The sequence below is a fragment of the Pseudomonas sp. BO3-4 genome (genome assembly GCF_034044115.1).
GTDB classification, from domain to species: Bacteria; Pseudomonadota; Gammaproteobacteria; order Pseudomonadales; family Pseudomonadaceae; genus Aquipseudomonas; species Aquipseudomonas alloputida.
In genome coordinates this window covers 5468483-5485299 of the sequence record NZ_CP139018.1, presented here as the reverse complement: position 1 = coordinate 5485299, position 16817 = coordinate 5468483, and the positions used below count along the sequence as shown (strand labels likewise).

The following is a 16817-nucleotide window of genomic DNA, read 5'->3' as shown; positions in this document are numbered from 1 at the left end:
TACAGAGAGCCTTCCAATGACAGTCACCACCACCGAATTACTGCAATGTCGGCAAACCTGCCAGCAGCGTCTGAGGCAAGCGCTGGGGCTGACTGCGTTGGGACTGCTGATGTGCGTCGCCATGCAGGGGCTGCTTGCGCAACCCCTCCTGTCAGTTGGCCAGCAGATTGAGCCGCGCTGGCTGCTTGCGTCGCTACCGGCTTTGTCGCTGCTGCTCGGGCTACTCGCATGGGGCGTCTGCTTATTCCATTGGATGCATCTGCAGCGTTATGCCAAGGTGGTCGATTCACTCCAGAGAGTCCTCGCCATTCGTGAGTTGTTGGCGGCTCGCCAGGCACTGGCCGTCGCCCGGGAGCAGGCCGGGCAGAGCCCCCTGAACACAAGCGCGCTGCATGCACTTCAACCACAGTTGGAACAGCACCTGGACGGGCTCACCCGGCAGTACCTGCAGCAGCGTCTGGCGGCCGATGTGACAACCGCTCGCAACCATTGCTGGCAGCGCCTGCAGGCTATCCGTAGCCGGACACCTCTGATCCAGGCGGAAACCGTTGTGCGCGAAACACTGCAGCGCCTGCAGCAGCGGCGCGATCAGCTTAGCGACCAGTGGGATGAGACCTACGAGAAGTTCTCCTGGTGGAACAAGATAAAGTACTCCGACGGCCCAGATTTCAGAAAAATAGATCAGGCCATCAGGCAACTCAAGAAGATGCATGACAGGTTGCTGGCTCAGCACGCTGAAGACTTCACCCGCCTCGATAAGCACTTTTCCGAACTCAAATATCGTGCTGAAGCACGTATCACCACCAGCCAACAGCAGATTGAGCAGTTCATAGCCGATGAAGTGACTCGTGGGCAGGAAAATGAGTTGCCGCTCAGGGCCGGGTTCATGCTGTCAGCCCTGTCGGTGCCACTTTCCCTGTGGGATGACTTCACCACGGCAGGCAACATTTACGACGCCCTGCGGAGCGTCAACGGCAACTATGCTGGTATGAGTGATGGTGAAATCTGGCTGGAAACCCTGTTCATGTCCTCAGATAGCCTGGTTGGGCTGACCTCCCTGGCCAAGGGCGCCTATTTTGAGAAACTGGTGGCGAGCGATACCGGGGGGGGCCTTTTCGAATACTTCAACAACCCCGGCACCGATATCGTCATCGACGGTGTGGCCTACCAGATCAAGGCCACTTCCAGTACCACCTACATCAACAGCGTAGATGCTGACATCCCGGTTATTGCCACCTCGGAAGTGGCCGAGCGGACTCGCGCCATCGACTCAGGCTTCAGCAATATCGAGTTGGAGCGTTCGGTAGACCTTGCACTTGGCGGCTCGGTGGTCGACTCCGAGGACACTGTCCTCGATGCATTGCTCTCCGGGGTTGGCGGGCTCGGGTTGTTTGCCACCATTCAGGGCATCAACCATGCCGCAGAGTACTACGAAAACGGCGGCGATGGCGTAGAGGCCCTGTTTGCAGGAGCAGGCGTGGCCATTGAAGGCACCGCACGGGCGCTGGTGGGTACTGCAGAGCTGGGTTACAAGGTGCTCGCTTCCGCCCCTAGCCGCTATATCGGCCGTACACTGCTGGTTGGGCTTAAAAAGTTCGATGACAAAATGACGGACGCGGGCTCTAGGCCCAAATGAGTAGCTCCAGCTGGGGCACCGACGCAAAAAAATAAGACCTCGAATCAGCTGCCTCCATGGTGATCTTTAGGGCTGAGCCCAAAGATCACCATGGAGGCATTATGATGTCGTTTTACAAAAGACCTCGTTCAGCCAACGAGACGCAACCTTCATGGCCAACCACCACATGATCTAAGATGCGGGTGCCGACCATGTTCAAAGCGTTCTTGAGGGTGGTGGTCAAGGTACGATCAGCTTGACTGGGTTCTGGGTCACCGGAGGGATGATTGTGAACCATAATGACGGCCGCAGCATTGTGCTCCAAGGCGATCTTGACCACCTCTCTCGGGTACACGCTCGCGCCATCCAGAGTTCCTCTGAACAGTTCTCTAAAGCCTATGACCCGATGTTTGGAGTCGAGCAGCAGAAGGGCAAAGACTTCATATTCGTGGTACTGCAGCAGTGTTTGCAGGTGACTGAACACCTGCTTCGGATCAGTCAGTGCCCGGCCTTTAGACAGACGACTCATTGCCAGTTGTTGCGCCATCTGCAGGATGTCGGTTTCGGTGACGGGGGACTCCATGACGTAGGTGCCACTCGCTTCATCGGCTTTGAGCTTGTGATATTTCATGACGGTATTCCTGTAAGAATGGGGAAAGCTGGGGAGGTTGAGCAGAGCTTTACTGAACGGAAGGCCTAGTGCTGTGCTCGATAGCCTGAGCCTCCAGCTTCTGAGCCAGTGAGGGCTTTGACGGTGCTGTCGGTTTGGCCTCTGCGTTGCTGGGTGGGGTTTCAGCAGCGGGAAAAAACTCCTCGACAATGGCGCCACTGTCCTCCTCGTTGTCTTCAAAAGCGCCATTGTTAAAACCTTGCCGGGCTGCGTGATCCAAGGCGCTCTGGTCAAAGCTCGAGGCTTGTCGGGTTTCTTCCAGTTGCTTGGCGGCCAATAGGGCATCTTCTAAACTCAGTCCACTGCGTACCGTGATATCGACGTAGAAGATTGGCGTGCCGTGGCTCTGACGGGTGGATTTGCCACGCAGACGCAGCTCCAATGGCAGGCAGGCCAGGCGATTGCCAGAGATGGCTTGCAGGTAATGCAGGCGCGCTGCCAGGGTGCGGATGCTATTGAATCCAGTGGTGCGGAAGACAAAACTGCCCAGTGGGTCGTCATCACTAATCACCACGTTCAGCCGACCGTAAGGCTTGCAGGCATTGCCTTGGGCCAGTGGGCAGCCATCGGGTGAAGGGCATGGCAGCGATTGGATGCCATCCTTGGTCAAACGCTTGCATGTTTCACCGTTGCCGACGCACAACGGCCTGCCGGTAGTACGGTCGAACAGGCTGTAGTCCGCGCGAAAGTTGAGATCTGGTTCGTTGAACAACAAGCGGATCGGAATGTTGCGCAGCTTGCCATCCTGGCCATTGCGCAGTTCTTCATTGAGTGGATGCAGCAACCAGCCCTCACGGCTCTGGACTTGCGAGGTGATGGTGAACTGATCGTCTTTCTCTGGCAGGCGCTTGCCGTTTTTCTCGACGACCTTGCCGATGGAAATGCGCCCGAGTACCGGCGGGGTGATGGCTAAACCTTTGAGCATGGCGGTTATCCTTGATCTGAAAATAAAAAAGCCACCGGGACGTGAACGGTCCGGGTGGCTAGGGTGTGCAGGTTGTTTCAGGCGATCAGGAAGCGACGGGTGCCTATTTTGGTCTTGGGGTAGCGAGCCTGCAGGTAGGGCTTGTCTTTGAGCATCTGTTCGACATCCAGGCCCATGCTGTCCTTGGACTTCTTCCAGCTGATATAGCCCTCGGCAAACTCGGCACGGGTGGCTTCCCCCATGGCCTGCTGCAGAACCTGCTTGAGCTGCGCTTCACGTGTCTCCTGCTGGGCAATGGTTTGGCGAACAGACTTGAGTTCCAGAAAGGTGCTGGCCAACTCTGTGTGCTGGCTGAAGTCCAGGGTCTGTCCGTTATCCTCGGGGTAGAGGCAGCGTAATCCCGCTTCCGCAGACGCTGTGCCATCGGCCGGTGGCGGGGTGTCACTGACGACGTAATCCCAGAACAGCCGTTCCAAATCAATCAGCCGAGCAATCAGCGCCTCGTCGCGTGTGATGCGATGGATTTCCAGAGTCTGACCACCGAGCAGCACCGCCACATCAGCGGCCTGCTTGCCAGTGACCGCGAGCTGGTGCATGACTTGCAATTGCACATACTCGGGCACGCCCTCTTTCCAGAGGCGTGCCCCGTTTATGCCGGCAGTCTTGCATTCAAGGATCTGCACATCGTCGGCACCGATCACCTCGCGGTCGATATTGGCGAGCATCCAGGGCAGCGTGGGATCGGGATGCTGTAGCACCGCGTTGATCCGTCGAACCTTATGCTGGCTGCGCTTGCTGTAATGCCAAGCCACGATAGGTTCCAGCACATTGCCCCAGTACAGTGGGCTTTCCTCATCGTGGGGATCAAGCTTCGGTAGCCCAGCATCGCGGCCGGTCTTCTCTAGCCACAACTCCAGTTGCGATTTGTAGGGATTAAGCCCCACCGCAGCGGCGGCATCTGAACTGCCGATGCCTTGCTTGCGGATCTGCAACCAGTCCTCGCGGGGCAGCTCCTTGGTGCTGACCAGGCGCAGGGCAGGGCGTTTCTTTCGGGTGCTGCTATTCAGTGGCGTTGCTTTCATCGTCTTCACCTGCTGGCATAAAAACGCCCGAGCAGCACAAGGCTGACCGGGCGCGAGGGGTGAGGTAAGTGAGGGTTAGGCGGCGAGTTGTAGAGCGGCATCCAGGGCGCGTTGTTTGATCTGTGCTCCCTGACCGAACCAGGCCGAGTCCAGGCGGTACTCGTTACTGCGGGCACGGCGCTCGTGGTCGACGTACTCGGTCACGGCATTGAGGAGGCCCCAAGCGGTGCCGCGTGCCGACTCTAGCTGACTGCCCCGGCCACGCCCTTCGTACAACTCCTGCACCTTACGCAGGGCTCGCTCATTGGGCAGCACCTCCGGCAGAGCGCCAGTCGGTGTTGTTTCGCACATCACGTTCATGAAGAAACCCAATGCCTCATGCCATTGCACTTTGCGTTCGGCCAGTGCTCGCATGCGGTACATGAAGTCGTCCCATTGCGAAACGGCGATACCGAGTTGCTTCTTCACTATCTTCGGATCGAAGCGGGTGTTGTGTGGCACCTTGATCGCCCGGCTGCTGCCATCGAGGGCGATGGTCAGGGTGTTATTGCAGACTACCCGCACGGTGGTTGGTGTTGCCGTGGTGGCCAGGGTGCCATCGCAGGAGGTCGCCAACAGCAGATAGCCATTCACCTGGTCGTTACCCCTGAGTTCTGTGCCTTGCCCGGTACGTGCCAGCGCCCAGAACTTGCGCCCACCCTTGAGTACGCCGGCAGTTTCCAACTCGTAGCCGGAGGCCTCGGTCAGGTCGCGATAAAACTCCAACACTTCACGCGGCTGTACGGTGTGATAGCGCTGGGAGACCACCGACAGCGGAGCTTTGGTGTCGGAACGGTAGAGCACTTTCTGTTCGGGGAAGGAGTGGATAGTGCCAAGGTGACCGACAGTATCCGACTTGAAGTGCACTGGGCTTTCCTGGATCTGCCAGTCCATGCCGGCTTCACGTTGCCAGACCTCGATGGGCTGCTTCTGGGGGAGTTGATTGCCCAGGCCATGCCACGGGGTAGCGCCAGCGTAGGCCATGGTTTCGATGAGATGTGCCATTGGAGTGATTCCTTGCGAATGAATGGGGAAGGGCGTCGTTTCAGCAAACGTTTCAGCAAACGACGCCAGTTCACAACGGCTTAACGGTTGACGCTGAAGTTGTAGCCACACTCCAGGCATTGGTAATTAGCCAGCACTTTGTCATCGATTTGCTCACCCAGCGTGGCCCCGGCAATGCCCCCCGCGACCCCGCCAAACAGGCCACCGAGAAGAGCCCCAGCAATACTGCCAATGGCGATTCCAACCGGCCCGCCGACTACCCCTAGTACCGCGCCGGTTTCCGCGCCTGACAGAGCGCCAGCGGCGCCACTGGCGGCACCGCCTGCAGCGCCAATTAATCCACCCGTTTGTTTACCGAGATTTTTCGTGATGACGCGTCCCGAGTTGCAGCTTGGGCAAGGGGTATACATACGCAGATCCTCTCAAGTGATGAGCGTGCCGATGCAGAAACGGCACGCCGAATCCCCGACGGCATTCGATACTGTGGGGCGTTCACAGAGGTGATATAGGTTTGAGATTTTTTTGATTGGAATTGCAGGCGGCAATTAGCTGAGGTCACGTGGCGATTTGAGAAATTCCACGTTTGGAAATTGAGTGCGCATTGCCGTGCCATTGCGCGGCGGCCAAATCAATGCGCATTCGGTGGTGAGCTGACTCTGCTTGAGCGAACGCTTCCAAAGGACTTAGTTTGGGGGATTCGACTACTGGCAGTTTGCCCTGCCGGCTGGCATTCTCCCGGCTAAGCGTCAGCAGAATCGCCGTGTCAAGGAGCGCAAAGCGTGGGTTTGGAGAGGAAAGCTAAAGCAGCACAACTAAGCGTGCTGAGTAAGTATGGTGTCCTGGCAGATTTTTCCGCACTGGACGACACGGAACTTGATCGCGCGCTCAAGGGCGGCATAACACTAGCAGCTGCGCAAAATATGACCTTTGCCACCTGGTGTGATCAACTGCTCGGGCAGGGTAAGCGCGTGCCAGTGGCCCGTTTCGATGGGCCAATTGCAGGACAAACCAGGCTTAGTAATCTTGCTGCTGGTCATGAACTAGTCAAAAGCCTCAAAGCACGTGACAAGCAGCTTCAAACCTCACTTAGGGCTGCCCAGTCAGAAATCGTGAGGCTGCAGAGTGAGTTGCAAGTGCGTCGGCAAACTAGGGCTCATGCCGCTTTTGTTGAGCCGGAATCCGAGATCGTGCAGCAACTGCGGGATTGGTACAACCGTACAACACCTCCCCTGCATCGCATCCTTTGGGAAATCAAGGAGATCGAAGGGGCTATTTTTGAACACCAGGGACAGCTAAACAGGGATTACCGTAAGCAACTGGTCGAAATCATCCTGAACGCACTAGCTGATCTGGAGCATATCGGTTTTCTCATCGACGTGGAATTACGAGATGCTTCGTCTCGAGAGCCATTAGTGCCGTCAGTCGTGCTGCATCGTAGTCAACGACTTGAGGGCGAAGAGTGCGAGCGCGAAGGATTTGTGTTTGCTATCGATGGCGTGCAGCCGGATGTGCTGGAGGCCGCCAGTGAATTCCTCTGGCCTGGACGTACATTGCCATCGATCAACAATCAAATACGCTTCGATTGCCATGTTAGCGTCACGCTCAACCAACGGCTTGTCATGGGTGAGGACGAGATGTTCCATCTCTCGTGCTTTGTGCATAAATTGTTCGAGGCGATGGTCAGATCCGGCGATCATCGACCTAGAGGAACCTTGCGTGAAAAGGTAATCCTCTGTCTGTTGCTGTCGTGTACAGCGCCATGCATGCCCGTCCGATCACAGCGGCAGGAATTACCTCGACTACAAGACACCTTTTACCGCGGATATAGTCCGCACGCTGCACACGATCTGAATACCGACTCGAATGCCTCGGCCGGTAAAATCGTCGAGTATTTATTTCGTATCCTGCATGCATAGATCTGTCAGGGCATAACGCTGCCTGTCCAGCTGGGGGGCAGTGCAGCCTTTAGCTGGATAACGGTCGGAGACCATCATGAGCAAATACGAAGCGCCTTCCAGACCTGTGGAAATCCGGCGGGAAATCGAATCTAAGACTCGTGCGGAAATCGAGGCTTACCTTGCTACTCGTGGCAAGAGCCGAGTTCATGAGAGCGCTCGTAATCTTTCGTTGAACGTCTCTGACGACTACGGAAATCGGTTTCTCGTCGAACTAATCCAGAATGCTCATGATGCTCACCCAACTGATTGCAATGATGGTGAGGTCGCAGTTGTCTTCTCCCCAGGCGAACTGCCTTATGGCTGTCTCTACGTTGCCAACCGGGGGAACGGTTTTCGCGCGGGAAACTTTGAGTCTATTACGCAAATCGCGCTGAGCAGTAAATCTGTAAACGAAAGCATCGGTAACAAAGGGCTCGGTTTTCGCAGTGTGCTTCAAATTTGCCACTGGCCGCAGGTTTATTCCGTCAGTGATAGTGCGGGCGGCTACAATTTTGACGGTTACTGCTTTCGCTTCGCTGAGCAAAGCGATATCGAGACCATCCTGACGGAGACAGGCGAGGATCCTGTGCTTGCGGGTGAAATCCTGCGGAACATGCCGTGCTGGTTCCTGCCCGTTGTTGCAGAGGATCGTCCGGGGTTGATCCCGAGGTTCGCGTCCGAAGGATTCGCATCGGTTGTTCGTATGCCGCTGGACTCTGCGCAAGCAAGAGCATCCGTCCTTGATCAGGTTGAATGGTTGTGCGCGTTGCAGACACCGCTTCATCTCTTTCTCGAACGCCTGGCGCGCATCACCATTGAGCGTGCGCCTGGGCAGGTGCATACGCTCAGTCGCACGGTGCGGCAGTCCTGGAAACGAGACCAGGTGGACATCCAGCGTGTTGCGGTCGGTGACAAGCAGGAGTTTCTCTTCCTGGGTGCAGATCTTGACGCCGTGGAGTTTCGCCAGCAACTCGACGACAGCGTCGGCAAGGGAGAGCTACCTGCTAAATGGCAGGACTGGCAGGGGGCGGCACGTATTACAGTTGTGGTGCGCCTGGATGCCTCCGTCGAACAAGGTTTGCTGTACTGTTTTCTCCCGCTTGGCGCAGAGGCCGTGGCTCCGTTCGCTGGTTACATCAATGCCAATTTCTATACGAAAATGGATCGTCGCTCAATCAATGGAAGCATTGGTCTGAACCAATATTTCATTCAGTCAGCAGCAAAACTTGTGCGTCCGGGGATTGAGTTCCTCATTGAGCAGGACTGGCCCACGTCACCTGGTGCAGTGATCGATTTGATGTGTTGGCGTAAACCGTATGCCGAAATTATCAGGCGAGCTTTCAGCGAAAGTGATTCATCGTTCCTGGAACAACCCATCCTTCCAGTGTCAGCTGCGGGTGGTTTTCGTTGGGCACCTGCTGTCAGTACTCATATATGGGACACCGCCCCTGAAGCCATGTTCTCCAGCGAAGCGATTGTCTCAGCCACATTGACGGACATCTTTACCTCCAGCGTGACAACTCTTCAGCGCGATGCATTTGTCGCGTTTTTCGACCAGATTGACAAGGGCTTCAATCCTACGCCCGAAACTATGGCGCAATGGGTTGAGGCAGTTGCTCTACGTCTTCACGAAAAAAACGCATCGATAGAAACGTGGGCACTTTTCTACGACGAAGTTGCGATTAGTCTGAAGGACAGCCCGTCAGCTTTGTTCGACAAGCGCTTCCTGTTGGGTCAGGACGGCGAGCTAATTGCAAGCTCCCAGATTAAATCGAAGAGGAAAACCAGAACGACCGACATCTACTTCCCACCTGCTGCCCGGGTGGGGGCCGAGGATGAGAACGATGGCGAGCGCGCACCTTTAACGAGACTACCAAAGAAGCTGCATGAGTGGTTTGCCTTCGTCAGCCCGCAGATCCCTTGGTTGACCAAGGACGGGTACCGACCAGCTCATACCTTTTTGGTCAACGGAAAACTGGTTCGTGAGTACGACACCCGTGGTGTGATGAGAACGTTGGCAGGCATTACCTCCAGTCAGGCGGCGCACAGCACGAAAATGGCGGCACTCGAAGCGGCATTGCGCTTCTGGTTGATCTCGACTCCTGAGATTTGTGAACTCAAGTTTTTCCTTCCCGCCAGGCAAGGATGGGTACCTGCTTCCGAGGCAATGTTTGGGAATGGTTGGTCTTCCTCGAACGGTAAAGCGCTGGAAACATTGTTGCAGCGTTGCAGTACGCTATCTGCTGAACTGGCAGCGGCATCAGGCCGGCTGTTACCGGATTTTAAGGAGTGGAAAGGTGGCGGAGACGTGGTGCAGTGGCATCACTTTCTTGGAGCTTTAGGTGTCCGCGATTGCTTGCAGCCGACAGGTTCATCGAGGCGGGTACAACAGGAGTTGAGAGCATGGCAGATGGTGCGGTTGATCACTTCGGCAGTAACTGATCTGGATGATGAGAGCAGTCGAGTGTGGCGAAATGTGCTCGGTCAATTCGCTGAAAAAATACCCCATCCCAACACGAATTATCACTGCGAACTACGAGCTTGGCGTTTACCAGGCCAGACCGACTCGCTTCAGTTTCCGCAAGATTTGCGTCGCGACTTTGCTGTACAGGTGTTGCGTGCAGTTCAGAACCTTTCGAAGGAGTATTTTGGCTTCATCATGTCGGCCCGGGGCGCATCATGGGGCCACGTAGAGTGGCCAACCCCACTCCAGGCATTTTTGACGGAGGTGCCTTGGGTGCCGGTGGTGGATAATGCCAACCAGATGGTATTCGTAACTCCGAAGGATGCATGGCATTTTTCCAGCGACGATGATCATCAGAAACCCCGATTCATGCCGCTCGTTGCGCGCCCAATAGCAAGGCTGCTGAATGAGGGCTATACCCGGCGGATGCGCGCCGCCGGCTTGGGTATTTTGAATGATCCTGATGACGCTGAACGTGCGCTCAAGGTCTATGTAGCGGCTGCAGAGCAGGACATTACTGAGTCGCGGGACGTGCGCCGCTTTAAAGAACTGTTCAGCGAGGCGTGGAATGAGGTCGCACGAAGAGGGCGCTACCCCGAAATTAAGTAACCGCTCCATAAACCCCACCTTCAACTGACCTGTCCGTTCCCGGATGCTGGGCTCCCCATTTTTTCCCGTGGAGCTCCGTCATGATGCGTCCCGACGCCAAGGTGCAAAAAGTCTACCTCTACCCAAAGCCCGTCGATTTCCGCAAATCCATCAACGGCCTGGCCGCTCTGGTCGAGCTGGACATCAAGGTGGAAGTGTTCAACCCCGTGCTGTTCGTGTTCCTCAACCGCACCCGCAGTCAGGTCAAGATCCTCTACTGGGAGCGCAATGGCTTCTGCCTGTGGCTCAAGCGTTTGGAAGCCGAACGCTTCAAGACCAAGCCCGATGCCGGCGACGAGGCCATCGAGCTGACGGTCGATGAGTTGAACTGGCTGCTCGACGGCATCGACCTGTGGCGCAACCGTCCGCACCAGATACTGACGCCGCGTTTCGTGACCTGAGCCGGTATAATCCACGGCCATGATCGCCGTGCCCGCCCCCCTTCCTGACGACCCAATCCTGCTCAAGCATTTACTGCTGCTGGCCAGTGAACAGGCGGCTGCGAAAGATGCTCGCATAGAACAACTTCAGGAACAGGTCGCCCTGCTGCGCCACAAGTTGTTCTCGCCCAAGTCCGAGCGCAGCCCTGAAGACGCCGACTCACCGCAGTTGGCCATGTTCAACGAGGTCGAAGAGCTGATCGAAGCGGCCGCTGCGCCAAGCGAAGCCGAAGCCGAAGCCGAAGCCGAAGCCGAAGCCGAAGCCGAAGCCGAAGCCGAAGCCGAAGAAATCGTTGCGCCGGTCAAGCGCCGTGGCAAGCGCAAGCCGTTGCCGGCCAACCTGCCGCGTGTCGAGGTCATCCACGACCTGCCCGAGCACGAGCTGACTTGCGCCTGTGGCGCCTGCAAACAAGTCATCGGCGAGGAGACCAGCGAGCAGCTGGAGATCATCCCGATGCAGGTGCGGGTCATCCGCCATATCCGCAAGACCTACGCCTGCAAGGCCTGCGAAGCGGCGCCGATCACTGCCGACAAGCCGGCCCAACTGATCGAGAAGAGCCTGGCCAGCCCCAGCGTGTTGGCCATGCTGCTGACCACCAAGTACGCCGACGGCATCCCGCTGTACCGCTTCGAGAGGATGCTCAGCCGCCACGGCATCGACATACCACGCCAGACCCTGGCGCGCTGGGTGATCCAGAGCGGTGAACAGCTGCAACCGCTGCTCAACCTGCTGCGCGACAAGCTGCTCGAATACCCCGTTTTGCACTGCGACGAAACGCGCTTGCAGGTACTGCATGAACCGGGACGCGATCCCACCGCGCAGTCCTGGATGTGGGTACAAAGCGGTGGACCACCGGATAAGCCGGTGATCCTCTTCGACTACACCGCCAGCCGCGCGCAGGAGGTGCCGCTGCGCCTGCTCGATGGTTATCGCGGCTACCTGATGACCGACGACTATGCCGGCTACAACGCCGTGGCCGCGCAAGAAGGCATCGAACGCCTCGGCTGCTGGGCGCATGCGCGGCGCAAGTTCGTCGAGGCGCAGAAAGTGCAACCCAAGGGCAAAACCGGCCGTGCCGACATGGCGCTGAACCTGATCAATAGGCTCTACGGCATCGAGCGTGACCTGAAGGACGCCTGCGATACCGAGCGCCTGGTCGCCCGTCAGCAACGCAGCCAGCCGCTGCTCGACCAGCTAAAGGCTTGGCTGGACAAAACCCAGCCGCAGGTCGCCGGGCAGACGGCGCTGGGCAGGGCGGTGAATTACCTAGCCAGCAACTGGAGAAAGCTGGTGCGCTACGTCGAAGGTGGACATCTGCCGATCGACAACAACCGCGCGGAGAACGCCATCCGCCCGTTCGTTATCGGGCGCAAGAACTGGCTGTTCAGCGACACGCCCAAGGGTGCCACGGCCAGCGCACAGATCTACAGCCTGATCGAAACCGCCAAGGCCAATGGCCAGGAGCCTTACGCCTGGCTGCGCCACATCCTCGAACGCCTGCCGGCCGCCAATAGCGTCGAGGATTACGAAGCGCTGCTGCCGTGGAATTGCTCGCCAGTGAGCGCATCCTGACAGACCCGCCCCATCAGCAGTAGGTGGGGTTTATGGAGCGGTTACGAAATTAAAGTGATTCCGGTATCCTCTGGGGGCCAGATTTCTACTGTTCCATTGACGCTGGAGGCTTCAGCCCAGCCCGTCTATTTCATCGATGAAGAAGACTCGGCAAAGACCCGGCTCTTGGAAGAACTCGGACATCCACTCTTCGAGTTCGATATCAAGGACCGCCAAGGCGCTTGGACGCATCTCCAGACTCGGGCACCTGGGCGCTTCATACGGCTCAGTGAGCAAGCGCTCGAAGTGCACATTGATGGCATTCCAATTGACGAAGTCCAGTCATTACCCTTGCTGCCGGACTTGTATGGCGCCTGGCTGGTTGAATTCATTCTTTGCGCCGCCGAGTCCAAGGGCGGCTGGCTCTTCCGGCGTACACCGCAAAACTTTGCCCGGCTGCGACAAAACACCAGTTCTTTGTGCTTCCTTGTCGGGCAACGCATTTCCGTTTCCATGGGGGGGCAGCCCCGCGCGCTACCTGTTGGACTGCGGGGCGCATTGACTATGCGAATAGGTAACCAAGTCATTCTAGTTGCGCAGAGTGTTCGGTCCCCCGATTTCAGTTTGCTCGCAGAGATCCATGAACAGTTGGCTGTGGCGCTAAATCAGCCCGGCCTTGCCGCTGGACTGGAAGCGGCTTTTCTTCGCCTGATGATGCGTCTCCCTGATGGGGAAGTGGTGCCGAGCAACGAAGAAATCGCAGATATCCTGGGAATGGAGGTGTCTTCGGTCCATGTCGTTCGGCGTATGTCCCAAGCGGACCTGTCTGCACAGATCCGTTTTGCCCATGTTCTGGCGGTCTTACACAGCCAGGATGAAGTATCGCAACAACTGGTGGAGCTACTAGAGCGCGATGATGTAGGAGAGGAGGTGCTGTTGGAGTGCTGCAACGACCTAGCAGTCATCTTCGGTGTCGCTCCACGTGAGCTGTTGACTCGTTTGAGCCAGGTAGCTGATTTTCGCGGGCTCCAGAGTGCATTCAATTTGGATTTCACTATGCTCAATGGAGCTCTGCGCAGACTAGGGAAATACTACTCCCCGATCAACAACAAAGAACTGCATACGCGGCAGTTTCAAGCACACCTCAAGCATCGTGAGCTTCAATATATGGAGCATTTACGGTCTAACTTTATTGGGGATTTCGATAACCAGAACTCACTGGCGCGTTATCTGCAGCTTCGCGCTGAGCTGGCGGCTCTGCCCCCCGATTCTGATTGGTTTGAATCGTACGATGACCTGCCAGACTTGGTGATTGAGGAGTATGTATTTGGTTGGCTGCATGAACAACATTTAGCTACGAATTTACCGTCTCAGATACCAGCATTAAGAAAGTGCCGCGAACAGAATATCAATTTTTTGCAAAATTTTGTGCTGCGCTATGGCAAGCTAGTATCGACTTGGCTGAGCTCAACCCACGAACAGATTGCGCAGTCCTGTCAATCGCTTTGGCAGGATCTAAGTGCGGCCAAAATGAGTTTGCCAGTGCTGGCCCAGCAGCGCGGCTGGAATGACTTCCGCTTGCTCAATGATGATCTTATTGTCCAATGGCTTACCATAGACGGTGATTGGCCGAGTGGGAAGTTGGCTAGTCAAAGGCCTGAAGACTGGGGGGTATCACTAGCTGCAATGCATGACGCACAAGAGACGGCAAAGCAAGCGAGAGAGCAACAGCGCCGACTGAGAGTCCAGATCGCCTTCGCCGGTGAGTCTTTTTCAGCGCTTACGGAAAATTATGTTGAATTAGCTAACGCACTTCGTGCCAGATTGAGTGAGGCAACCAATTTGTCTAGCGACTCGACGGAGTCTTGTTTGCTTGCCGATTTTTCACCGCACCCTGCTAGAACTATTTCAGGCGCTGGAGGTGGAGGAGGGAATCGACCACCACCTGATACGCAAATGTCGGATGAACAGCGCAAGGCTATTGGTTTAATTGGCGAGCTATGGGCGTTTGAGTGGATCAAGCGGCATCATCTACAAAAGCATGGTATGGAGCTGGATGAAAGCTGTTGGGTGTCGGGATACCGCGACATTATTCTTGCTACCAACAGCGGAGACGACAGTCTAGGCTACGACTTCGTGGTGAGAGACAGGCAGGCTACCTATTACTACGAGGTTAAGGCTAGCTCTGGTAACCCCTGTCGTTTTGAGCTTGGCCCAACTGAGCTAGTAGCCGCGCAGCGATACAGTGCTGATACCAAAAATAAATACAGAGTTCTCTATATCTCCAACGCGACCGATCCAAACCGGGTACAACCTCTGTTGATCGACAACCCGTTCTCAAGTCGCGGCAGGAAAAAACTACGCATTGTCGGCCGAGGTAGTGTGACATACGCTTTTGAGCTCAGAGATTGAACCTGCTGCAGCACAGTGAGTCGTCTCAAGTTTTTAGACGTCTGCAGTCTTAAAGTGAGGCCCTTTATGAATTGAATCCCATTCGATTTATAGACTCCTATACTGCAATTACTAATAATCAGCGTATCGGTACAACCTTTCTGTCCCGATTTTCCTTAATAGCTGACATCGAAAGGTTGCCGGTAGCTGCTTCCTGGATGTGATCGCTCCACCAAGCCATCATAGGGCGTCTGCGGTCGATATAATCCGCCCGATTGTAAGCGCTGCGAACCTCGTCCTTGTCGACATGGGCCAGTGCTACCTCAATCAGTTCCGGATCCCAGCCATGCTCGTTGAGGATGGTGCTCGCCATTGAGCGCATGCCATGGCTGACCAGGCGGCCTTCAAAGCCCATTCGTTTCAGCGCCATGTTAGCGGTCTGACTGTTGCAGTGCGTGCGGGGGTTCCGGTCTGCGGGGAACACAAATTCCCGATGTCCACTGTAGGGCTTGATCGCTTCCAGAAGCGCGAGAGCCTGCTCTGTGAGCGGGACAATGTGCGCGCGGCGCTTCTTCATGCGCTCTGCAGGAATCGTCCAGATCTTCTTCTCGATGTCGATATCTGCCCAGCGGGTGGTTGCTGCCTCGACTGGCCGGGTCATGGTGTGGAGCTGCCACTCGATCAGGCAGCGGGTTGTTCTTTTTATGCTGGCATTGGCGATTGCCACCATGAGCTCTTTCAGCTCATCGGGGGGTAGAGCCGCCATGTTTTTCTTTTTCGGTTTCTTGAAGACGGAGCGGATACCGCTGAGTGGGTTTGCGTGAATCAGTCCCGAGTTGACCCCGTAGGTCATGATCTCGTTGAGCCGCTGTGTCAGCCGCTTCACGGTTTCAAGGCTGCCCTTGGTTTCGAGTGGTCGGAGCAGATTGATGACTTGCGGTGCACTGATGGCTGAGATCGGTGTGGAGCCCAAGTCCGGGAATATGTGCAATGTTAGCGAGCGCCAGATGTCCTCAGCGTAGGCTGGCGTCACAGCATCCTTTTTCAGTTCATACCAGGACGTCGCCACATTCTGGAGTGTGTGCTCAGTCGCAGCTTGTTTAGCTTGTAGCACAGCATCCCGTTTCTCTTTAGGGTCGATGCCGTGGGCAAGTGCTTCCCTCGCTTCAATGGAACCCTTGCGTGCTTGCGCCAACGAGACCTCGGGGAAGGTTCCCAGTCCCATGTTGATCCGCTTCTTCGTCACAGGGTGTCGATAGTTGAAGTTCCATAGCTTAGAGCCATTGCTTCTCACTCGCATTTGAAGTCCGCCGCCATCAAATAGGACATAGTCCTTTTCAGCAGGCTTGGCAGATTTGACTTTGAGTTCAGAGAGGCGGGTAGCTTGTGCGCACATTGGCATTCCAGACTTGATTTTGGCATTCCAAAAATTAGCACCTACGGGCTTGGAATGCCATTTGGAATGCCAAAAGGTGTAGCTGCTCATGGATGTCCGTGGACGCCGATGGCCTTAAAAGCCGCGTATTCACTGGCTTTCAGGCACAAAAAAAGACGTCCGTGGACGTCTTTAGATGTAAATGTGGTGGAGCCGGGGGGATTTGAACCCCCGTCCGCCAGTACTCCGCTGTCGGTACTACATGCTTAGCCGTGTCTACTGATTTAATCCGCAGCCGCCCGACGGGCAGGGTGCTTTGGATGAGTTGTGTAAGTTTTAGTCACTTCGCCCACAACGTGCTACGCGACGATCCTGTTCTGTATGACAATCAGTTCGGGTTTACAGGCATCCCCTAGTGATTGCTGGAGCCGAAGCTACCAGAAGCAACGGGTCAAGAGGACTGCTTACGCAGCCAGCTTGTACTCCGCGCCGTAGTTTTCGTCATTGGCAACTATAAAAGTTGCAACAGTGGATTTACGAGTTCTGTTACCAACTCGGCATGCACCTAGAGTTTCGCTACCGGCGTCGAATCCTAATCGGCCCCACGCTAGCGTTACGCTACCGCACCTTACGGTACGTGAGACGGAGTATACGCCATTGCGCGGGCGACGTCG

The 16817-nt window shown here is 56.1% G+C and carries 12 protein-coding genes and 1 other RNA gene; 6 read left to right on the top strand and 7 right to left on the bottom strand.

Annotation, left to right across the window (positions count from 1 at the left end):
- Positions 1 to 16: 16 nt before the first annotated feature.
- Positions 17 to 1636, top strand: a complete 1620-nt coding sequence (locus tag REH59_RS25195; protein ID WP_227493181.1) for a hypothetical protein — start codon at positions 17 to 19, stop codon at positions 1634 to 1636.
- A 112-nt stretch (positions 1637 to 1748) separates the two neighbouring features.
- Here REH59_RS25195 and radC read toward each other — a convergent pair whose 3' ends face one another.
- The 5 genes from radC to REH59_RS25170 form a co-directional block, all read right to left on the bottom strand.
- Positions 1749 to 2246: a RadC family protein gene (gene radC, locus REH59_RS25190; protein ID WP_060545869.1), complete on the bottom strand. Its 498-nt coding sequence runs from the start codon at positions 2244 to 2246 to the stop codon at positions 1749 to 1751.
- A gap of 49 nt (positions 2247 to 2295) precedes the next feature.
- Complete coding sequence (locus REH59_RS25185; RefSeq protein WP_060545867.1) at positions 2296 to 3210, bottom strand: hypothetical protein; 915 nt, start codon at positions 3208 to 3210, stop codon at positions 2296 to 2298.
- A 77-nt stretch (positions 3211 to 3287) separates the two neighbouring features.
- Positions 3288 to 4292, bottom strand: coding sequence for a YqaJ viral recombinase family protein (locus REH59_RS25180; RefSeq protein WP_177336433.1), 1005 nt, complete (start codon positions 4290 to 4292; stop codon positions 3288 to 3290).
- A 75-nt stretch (positions 4293 to 4367) separates the two neighbouring features.
- On the bottom strand, positions 4368 to 5336 hold the full coding sequence (locus REH59_RS25175) for a DUF932 domain-containing protein (RefSeq protein WP_060545865.1): 969 nt from the start codon (positions 5334 to 5336) through the stop codon (positions 4368 to 4370).
- Positions 5337 to 5416: 80 nt separating this feature from the next.
- Positions 5417 to 5746 (bottom strand): hypothetical protein, encoded by a 330-nt coding sequence (locus REH59_RS25170; protein WP_060537812.1) that lies wholly within the window; start codon positions 5744 to 5746, stop codon positions 5417 to 5419.
- A gap of 369 nt (positions 5747 to 6115) precedes the next feature.
- Here REH59_RS25170 and REH59_RS25165 point away from each other — a divergent pair, with 369 nt between their 5' ends.
- The 5 genes from REH59_RS25165 (at position 6116) to REH59_RS25145 (ending at position 14789) form a co-directional block, all read left to right on the top strand.
- Positions 6116 to 7252 carry a hypothetical protein gene (locus REH59_RS25165; RefSeq protein WP_060545863.1) on the top strand — a complete coding sequence of 379 codons (1137 nt, stop codon included), beginning with the start codon at positions 6116 to 6118 and terminating at the stop codon, positions 7250 to 7252.
- Positions 7253 to 7328: 76 nt separating this feature from the next.
- Positions 7329 to 10346, top strand: coding sequence for a sacsin N-terminal ATP-binding-like domain-containing protein (locus REH59_RS25160; RefSeq protein ID WP_320450368.1), 3018 nt, complete (start codon positions 7329 to 7331; stop codon positions 10344 to 10346).
- A gap of 80 nt (positions 10347 to 10426) precedes the next feature.
- Complete coding sequence (gene tnpB, locus REH59_RS25155) at positions 10427 to 10786, top strand: IS66 family insertion sequence element accessory protein TnpB (protein WP_003460146.1); 360 nt, start codon at positions 10427 to 10429, stop codon at positions 10784 to 10786.
- A 19-nt stretch (positions 10787 to 10805) separates the two neighbouring features.
- Positions 10806 to 12398, top strand: a complete 1593-nt coding sequence (tnpC, locus tag REH59_RS25150; RefSeq protein WP_320450367.1) for an IS66 family transposase — start codon at positions 10806 to 10808, stop codon at positions 12396 to 12398.
- A gap of 54 nt (positions 12399 to 12452) precedes the next feature.
- Complete coding sequence (locus tag REH59_RS25145) at positions 12453 to 14789, top strand: protein NO VEIN domain-containing protein (RefSeq protein ID WP_320450366.1); 2337 nt, start codon at positions 12453 to 12455, stop codon at positions 14787 to 14789.
- Between the two features lie 118 nt (positions 14790 to 14907).
- Here the strand turns inward: REH59_RS25145 and REH59_RS25140 are convergent, their stop codons facing one another.
- Positions 14908 to 16164: an integrase domain-containing protein gene (locus REH59_RS25140; RefSeq protein ID WP_060545860.1), complete on the bottom strand. Its 1257-nt coding sequence runs from the start codon at positions 16162 to 16164 to the stop codon at positions 14908 to 14910.
- 184 nt (positions 16165 to 16348) lie between these two features.
- Positions 16349 to 16747, bottom strand: a transfer-messenger RNA (tmRNA) gene (gene ssrA, locus REH59_RS25135).
- Between the last annotated feature and the right edge of the window lie 70 nt (positions 16748 to 16817).